The sequence below is a fragment of the Clostridium sp. AF50-3 genome (assembly GCF_003477445.1).
Taxonomy (GTDB): Bacteria; Bacillota; Clostridia; order Lachnospirales; family Lachnospiraceae; genus Otoolea; species Otoolea fessa.
This window is the reverse complement of sequence record NZ_QUDH01000010.1, coordinates 135,488-143,279: the sequence shown is the minus strand read 5'-3', so window position 1 is coordinate 143,279 and position 7,792 is coordinate 135,488. Positions and strand designations below refer to the sequence as shown.

General features: G+C 51.2%; 5 protein-coding genes and 1 riboswitch. All 5 genes read left to right on the top strand.

Translation table 11 applies throughout. The features are described from left to right. Nucleotides 1-477: 477 nt before the first annotated feature. The 5 genes from DW085_RS19870 to DW085_RS12395 all read left to right on the top strand — a co-directional run bounded on the left by DW085_RS19870 (nt 478) and on the right by DW085_RS12395 (nt 7,790). Nucleotides 478-966, top strand: coding sequence for a hypothetical protein (locus DW085_RS19870; RefSeq protein WP_243015235.1), 489 nt, complete (start codon nt 478-480; stop codon nt 964-966). Nucleotides 967-986: 20 nt separating this feature from the next. Then, a complete protein-coding gene (locus DW085_RS12410; protein ID WP_243034025.1) occupies nt 987-2,957 on the top strand; it encodes a hypothetical protein in 1,971 nt (656 codons plus the stop codon). A 290-nt stretch (nt 2,958-3,247) separates the two neighbouring features. After that, nucleotides 3,248-4,540, top strand: coding sequence for a UDP-N-acetylglucosamine 1-carboxyvinyltransferase (locus DW085_RS12405; RefSeq protein WP_022359474.1), 1,293 nt, complete (start codon nt 3,248-3,250; stop codon nt 4,538-4,540). A gap of 96 nt (nt 4,541-4,636) precedes the next feature. Then, a riboswitch (SAM riboswitch) is annotated at nt 4,637-4,780 on the top strand. 78 nt (nt 4,781-4,858) lie between these two features. Beyond that, nucleotides 4,859-6,046 carry a methionine adenosyltransferase gene (gene metK / locus DW085_RS12400; RefSeq protein WP_022359473.1) on the top strand — a complete coding sequence of 396 codons (1,188 nt, stop codon included), beginning with the start codon at nt 4,859-4,861 and terminating at the stop codon, nt 6,044-6,046. Nucleotides 6,047-6,314: 268 nt separating this feature from the next. Beyond that, complete coding sequence (locus DW085_RS12395; protein WP_118492943.1) at nt 6,315-7,790, top strand: HAMP domain-containing sensor histidine kinase; 1,476 nt, start codon at nt 6,315-6,317, stop codon at nt 7,788-7,790. Nucleotides 7,791-7,792 lie beyond the last annotated feature (2 nt).

The window sequence follows — 7,792 nt, the reverse complement described above, 5'->3', positions numbered from 1 at the left end:
ATCCGTGGGGACCGCCGCCTCCGCCGCCGGGACCGCGCCCGGGGGAGACCGGGGGAATCCGTGGGGAGCGCCGCTTCAGGATTTTCTTCAGGTTTTATTAATGAATGAGCTGCAGGAGCGAAGACGGTGTCGGAAGTGCTGAAATTGCGGTTTTCAGGTGTAAATTTTTTAAATTAAAATGCGGTAACATCCAGGTGTGACAACGAATTTTACCGATTTGGAAAAAGAACAATCGGGTTACTGGGCACGTATGCGTGAACAGTAACACAATCGGAGTTCTTACAAATCATAGAAATTCTGGAATTTGAAGCCTGCTTGTGTTATACTGAAACAAAGGCTGCCGCCGGGACAGATGGGTGCCTGCGGCAGTTTTTGGCGTGCATGACAAAACGGAAACAGTTCGGCGGGTAGATTTTCCTGTACCTGTGAAGATACGGAACTGGTATGGTGGAGAGATAAAAGGAATTGATTTGATATATGAAGAAAAACCTGAAAAAGATACTGATTTTACTGATCTTATTTGTGCTGGCAGCAGCCGGTTATTTTACCTGGTCCTGGATGCAGCTGCGGGAGGATGGGGCGGTCTATACCTCGATTGAGGACGCGAACCTTCCAGTCGCTTATGTGAATATTCTGGGACGGCGGATGAACGAGCTGGACGGTTTCGTGGAGGACAGCCAGAAAGCGGCTGGACGCGGGGATCTGACGCTGCTTCCGGCAGACCGGAAACTGTCGGTGACGATCGACAAGCTGGACTCCCAGATTACGGGGATGCAGTATGAGATCCGCAGTTTGGACGGCGAACGTCTGGTAGAACGGACAACGCTTGACCACTGGGAACAGTCAGGGGAAGAGGTTTCTGCGGAGCTTCCGATCCAGAACCTTCTGACGGAGGAAAGCGAATACCGCTTAACGATTGCGATCGCGACGGAAAAGCACCCGGCGATCTATTTTACACGCGCGTGATGTGGCAGCAGGAGAGCCGTGTGCAGGAGATGGTCGATCTGGCGGTGTCCTTTTCTGAAAAGACGTTTGATTATGATTCAGCGAGGGAGCTGACGACCTATCTGGAGACGGATCCGAATGCGGACAACAGTTCGTTGGGACATGTGACGTTAAAAAGCGATTTCAGCCAACTGACCTGGAAAGGGCTTTCGATGGAGCGGGTCAGCGAACCGGAAATTCATCTGCGGGAGCTGCAGGGCATCATTGGGACGATCGATTTAAAGTATGTTGTAAGTGAGATGAAGGATGGCAAGGCGGCTGCTTATTACGATGTGATCGAGAGCTTCACGATGAAGCTGGGCGCACAGCGCATCTACATGATGAATTATGACCGCCGCGCGGACCAGATTTTTACGGGGGAGAGCAGCGCCTATTCTGGTGACCGGATTCAGCTGGGGGTTTCGGATGCGGAGGATCTGCAGTCGATGCAGGATGAAGCGGGGAAATACCGTGCCTTTGTGGCAAACCGGGCGCTCTGGATTTATGATACAGGAAAAAAAGAGAGCACAAAGGTATTTGCGTTCCGCAAGAGCGAGAATGATACGAGGGTCAATTATGATACCTACGGAATCAAGATTCTGGATGTGAGCGAGGCAGGCCAGATTGATTTTGCCGTGTACGGCTATATGAGCCGCGGTAACCACGAGGGAACGACGGGAATCGCGCTATACCGCTATGAGACTGCGGGAAATGCCCTGACAGAGCGGCTGTATCTGCCGGCATCGACCGATTACGGCAACCTGCGCCAGGATATCAACCAGCTGTGCTACTTAAGCGGCGGGCAGACGCTGTATGTGCTGATGAACCATGCGGTTTACAGTGTCGATCTGACGGGAAAAGAGTACATGGTGGTGGCAGATGGCCTGACGGAGGAAAATTTTGCAGTCAGCACGGATGCCTCCCGGATTGCGTGGCAGGATGGGGCGGATATTTACCGTTCGACCAAGCTGCATGTCATGAATCTGGAGACAGGCAAGAAGGATGAGATTTCCTTCCCGGATCAGACCGTGATCCGGCTGATCGGATTTGTCGGAACCGACTTAGTCTACGGGCTTGCTCATCCGAACGAGCAGCTTACGATGGATGGACGCGTGACGGGGCTTCCGCTGTATGCGGTCGAGATCGTCGGCAGCAATATGGAGATGGAGACCCGCTATGAGAAGCCGGGTGTCAGCCTGGTGGATGTGCGGATTCAGGACAGCCGGGTTCATCTGTCACGGATGCGCCAGATAGGAAGCGGCTATCAGCCGATGGACGAGGACACGCTGGTCTGTAATGAGGAAGTGTCGAAAGATCCACTGGATGGAATCGCTACGTTAAATGACAGCGCAAAGGGGCGTCTCTACTGCGTCAAGCTGGATGCAGGCAAGACGGCACGGAGCACGAAGGTGCATGTTCCGAAGCAGGTGGCAGCAGAAGAAAATGATGTGATTGTGCTTCAGAACAATGGCGCGGCTGCACAGCGGATTTACAGTGCCTACAGCGAGGGACGCCTGAAAGGCTCGTATGCGGAATTTTCCAGCGCGGTGCAGGCAGCTTACGATGGCATGGGACTTGTAACGGATGAAAATGACCGGGTTGTCTGGGTGAGAGCAAACCGGAGCGACGCGAAGACGATCCGCGACGTCCAGAATATGGCGGGAACCGTCAGCCGCTATCTGTCGGATATGGCGGACGGAAAGACGACCTCCTCGGATGGCACAGAGTTAATCGACGCACGCGGGCTGACGCTGAACCAGATTCTCTACTTTGTCTACGCGGGCATGCCGGTGGTGGCATATCTGGGAGACGGAAGCTATGGTCTGATCTGTGGATACGACGCGTACAACATCTCTTGTCTCTGGTATCCGGGCACGGAATTTGCCTACACGGATAAGATGGGACTCAACGATGCAGCGGCATTTTTCGAGGGAAACGGAGGCAATGATTTCATTTGTTTCCTTGCCAATTAAGGGAAAAACGGAAATTACTGTTCACGGGTAGGCACTTTTGGAACCGAAAGTGCCGTAAGAAAACGTGGTGGCAGCAGGAATTTGCCGTATTAAAATGCGAAGCCACGGCAAATTCCATTACTGGGCACATATGCGTGAACAGTAATAAACGGAAAGCCAGTGCTTTACAAATTGAGATGTTATGATATAATCATGTAGATAACATGATATAAATTTAAGAAAATATTAAAGATTTGAGGCGCCGTCTGGCGCGTGTAAGTATCGTAAGATAATAGATTTTGAGGTGCAGAATGGAACAATTTATTATGAAGGGCGGAAATCCGCTGGTAGGCGAAGTGACTATCAGCGGAGCGAAGAATGCGGCGCTGGGAATCTTGGCGGCATCGATTCTGACGGACGAGGATGTTTTAATAGAAAATCTGCCGGACGTGCGTGATATCAACGTGTTTCTGGAGGCTGTTTCGGAGATTGGCGCGATGGTAGACCGGATTGACCGGCACACTGTCCGCATCAATGCGAAGGGGATTCATGCGATCCATGTGGATGACGAGTACATCCGCCGGATCCGAGCTTCCTACTATTTTATTGGCGCCCTGCTTGGCAAGTATAAAAGCGCACAGGTTCCGCTTCCGGGCGGATGCAACATCGGCAGCCGTCCGATCGACCAGCATTTAAAGGGCTTCCGTGCCCTCGGTGCGAAGGTACAGGTGGAAAATGGCGCGGTGCTCGCACATGCGATTGATTTAGTTGGTACCCATATTTATCTGGATATGGTGTCGGTCGGCGCGACGATCAATATCATGATGGCAGCGACGCTGGCAGAGGGCGAGACGATCATCGAGAATCCGGCGAAAGAACCACATGTCGTCGATGTGGCGAACTTCTTAAACAGCATGGGAGCCAATGTCAAGGGTGCCGGAACCGACGTGATCCGCATCCGCGGCGTCCACAAGCTGCATGGAACCGAATATTCGATCATCCCGGACCAGATCGAGGCAGGTACATTTATGTGTGCGGCAGCGATCACCCGCGGCGACGTGATGGTACAGAATGTCATTCCGAAGCATCTGGAAGCAATTTCTGCGAAGCTTATCGAGATGGGCTGTGAGGTGACGGAGTTTGATGAGGCGGTTCGTGTTGTGGGACGCCCGAGCCATGTGCATACCGATATCAAGACACTTCCGTATCCGGGATTTCCGACTGATATGCAGCCGCAGATCACCGTGACACTGGCACTGGCAGAGGGAACCAGTGTAGTGACCGAGAGTATTTTTGAAAACCGTTTTAAATATGTGGACGAACTTGCCCGCATGGGTGGACGCATCAAGGTTGAGGGCAATACCGCGATCATTACCGGCGTGAAGAAGCTGACTGGAGCACAGGTGGAGGCACCAGATCTGCGCGCAGGCGCTGCCCTGGTCATTGCGGGGCTGGCAGCGGAAGGATATACGACTGTCGATGAGATCGGTTATATCCAGAGAGGCTATGAGCATTTTGAGAAGAAGCTGCAGGGACTTGGCGCGGTGATCGAGAAAGTCGATTCCGAGAAAGAGGCGCAGAAGTTCAGACTCAAAGTGGGCTGATAAAAAAGAATGCGGTGTCACATATTGCTTGACAGACACCGCGGAGTATGTTATCGTACTGTTGAAGCTTTTAACAATTAAAAAGTTCGTATATATCCCTTATTCAGAGTGATGGAGATACAAAGGATCTATGAAGTCACGGCAACCCCGTTACATGGGACTGGAAATTAGTCTCAGCAGGGAACGGAAGGTGCCAGCCTGAGCGAGGAACCGGTAGATCGGTTTATCGAGCAATAAGAGGATTTGATCGAGATAATCAAGTCCGTGTTGCTGCGGACTTTTTTTACGTCTTACGACAAATTTATCAAAGGAGAAAATATGGAGAGATTACTTTTTACATCTGAATCAGTAACCGAAGGACATCCGGATAAAATGTGTGATCAGATTTCCGATGCGATTCTGGACGCGCTCTTAGAGCAGGATCCGATGAGCCGTGTGGCTTGTGAGACGGCGACGACAACCGGTCTGGTTATGGTTATGGGCGAGATCACAACGAAAGGCTATGTGGATATCCAGAAGGTAGTCCGCAATACCGTCCGTGAGATCGGTTATGACCGTGCGAAATACGGTTTTGACTGTGATACCTGCGGCGTGATCGTGGCACTGGACGAGCAGTCCCCGGATATCGCGATGGGAGTTGATAAAGCGCTGGAAGCAAAAGAGAACAAGATGACCGACGAGGAGCTGGAGGCAATCGGTGCCGGCGATCAGGGTATGATGTTTGGTTATGCGACCAACGAAACGGATGAATATATGCCATATCCGATTTATCTGGCACACAAACTGGCACGCCAGCTGACCAAGGTCCGCAAAGACGGAACCCTGCGCTACCTGCGCCCGGACGGCAAGACACAGGTAACCGTAGAGTACGATGAGAACGGCAAACCATCCCGTCTGGATGCAGTGGTTCTTTCCACCCAGCATGACGAGGAAGTAACCCAGGAGCAGATCCATAAGGATATTAAAAAATATGTATTTGACGAGATTCTGCCGGCAGAGATGGTTGATGAGAATACAAAATTCTTTATCAATCCGACCGGACGTTTCGTTATCGGCGGTCCGCATGGAGACAGCGGTCTGACCGGACGTAAGATCATTGTGGACACCTACGGCGGCATGGCGCGTCACGGCGGCGGCGCATTCTCCGGAAAAGACTGCACAAAAGTGGATCGTTCTGCTGCATACGCAGCCCGCTATGTTGCGAAAAACATCGTAGCAGCTGGACTGGCAGACAGATGTGAGATTCAGCTTTCCTATGCGATCGGTGTTGCACAGCCGACCTCCATCATGGTAGATACATTCGGAACCAGCAAGTTGCGTGAGGATCAGCTGGTTGAGATGATCCGCAAGCACTTTGACCTGCGTCCGGCTGGCATCATCAAGATGCTTGACCTGCGCCGCCCGATCTACAAACAGACGGCTGCATACGGACATTTCGGTCGCGACGATCTGGATCTTCCGTGGGAGAAGCTGGATAAGGTGGATGAATTAAAGGCGTATCTGTAAAAGTAGGAAACGCTGCAGGGATATCTGCCCGTAAAAAATCATAAGATCAGAACGAGGGGGCTGCCGCTTTTGCGGCAGTCTCTTTTATTACACAAAAAGGCACATGCTTTTTTATTTATAATACTTTTAGAGACGTAATCTGCAAAATATGATACACTATTTGTGGAAGATATCAGGAGCAAAAGCGCAGAAGTCCGACGCAGTTTTGCGGGAGGATTTTTGTAGGGGCAATCTGGTATCAGACCGGGCAATGACTGGAGGAAATAGGATGAAGATACGCACACGTCTGGCGATTGCTTTTGTGACGATTACGGTCGTTCCGATTGTGCTCATATTTGTGGCGGCGTTCGGACTCGTAAACTATCAGGAGCATCTGTTTCAGAAAACATACGGGCTGTCGGAGCAGATCGATCTGCTCTCCGGCAATCAGACACAGGTGTTTAACCGGCTGACGCAGGGAATCCAGGAGGAGATCCGCGAGGCGGTCGGGGAAAATACAGATTTATTTGAAGAACCGGCTTATTTGAGCAAGGTCAATGAAGAACTGCGCGATAAATATTCGTATCTAGTCATCCGCAAGGGCAAGGACATCACATTCTGCGGAAGCGAGGATGGACGCGAGCTCTGCGAACGGCTGGCGCCGTACGGTGATCAGGGAAGTATGGCAGGCAGTATTTACATGGATGGCGAGGAACAGCATCTGGTCAAACAGATCGATTTCCGGTTTTCAGATGATTCACAGGGCAGTGTGTTCATCGTGACGAACGTCGGGGATTATGTGCCGGAGATCAAGGCGCTGCTCGGAGAGATGCTGCTTCTCGGCGTGCTGATCATCAGTTTTATGGGCGGTCTGCTGATCATGTGGATCTACCGTTCTCTGCTGCGTCCGCTGCACAAGCTGCAGGAGGCGACCAAGCAGATCCGGGATGGAAATCTGGACTTTACGCTCGATGTGGATGATGAAGATGAGATCGGAATGCTCTGCCAGGATTTCGAGGAGATGCGCCTGCGTCTCAAGGAATCGCAGGAAGAAAAACTCCAGTACGACAAGGAGAGCAAAGAGCTGATCAGCAATATTTCCCATGATCTGAAGACTCCGATCACGGCGATCAAGGGGTATGTGGAAGGCATTCAGGATGGCGTGGCTTCTTCACCTGAGAAATTGAATAAATATATTCGGACGATTTATAATAAAGCAAACGATATGGATCGATTGATTGACGAGCTGACGTTCTATTCGAAGATTGATACGAACAAGATTCCGTATAACTTTTCAAAGATCAATGTGGCGGAATATTTTGGTGATTGTGTTGAGGAAGTTGGTCTGGATATGGAGACGCGCGGCATCGAGCTGGGATATTTCAACTATGTGGACGAGGATGTGGTCGTGATCGCGGACGCGGAGCAGATGAAGCGAGTGATCAACAACATTATCGGAAATTCGCTCAAATATCTGGACAAGAAAAAGGGTATTTTAAATATCCGCATCAAGGATGACGGCGATTTTATCCAGGTCATCATCGAGGACAACGGAAAGGGAATCGCGGCGAAAGATCTGCCGTATATTTTCGATCGTTTCTACCGGACGGATTCGTCGAGAAATTCGTCCAAGGGCGGTAGCGGCATCGGGCTTTCGATCGTAAAGAAGATTATCGAAGATCACGGCGGACGCATCTGGGCGACCAGCAAGGAAGGCATCGGAACGGAGATCCATTTCGTTTTGCGCAAGTATGTCGGGGCATAGTG

What these genes read in the sequence shown, in the direction of transcription:
- DW085_RS12395 (WP_118492943.1), top strand. Translation starts at nt 6,315, where the DNA reads ATGAAGATACGCACACGTCTGGCGATTGCTTTTGTGACGATTACGGTC.
- DW085_RS19870 (WP_243015235.1), top strand. Translation starts at nt 478, where the DNA reads ATGAAGAAAAACCTGAAAAAGATACTGATTTTACTGATCTTATTTGTG.
- DW085_RS12405 (WP_022359474.1), top strand. Translation starts at nt 3,248, where the DNA reads ATGGAACAATTTATTATGAAGGGCGGAAATCCGCTGGTAGGCGAAGTG.
- metK (WP_022359473.1), top strand. Translation starts at nt 4,859, where the DNA reads ATGGAGAGATTACTTTTTACATCTGAATCAGTAACCGAAGGACATCCG.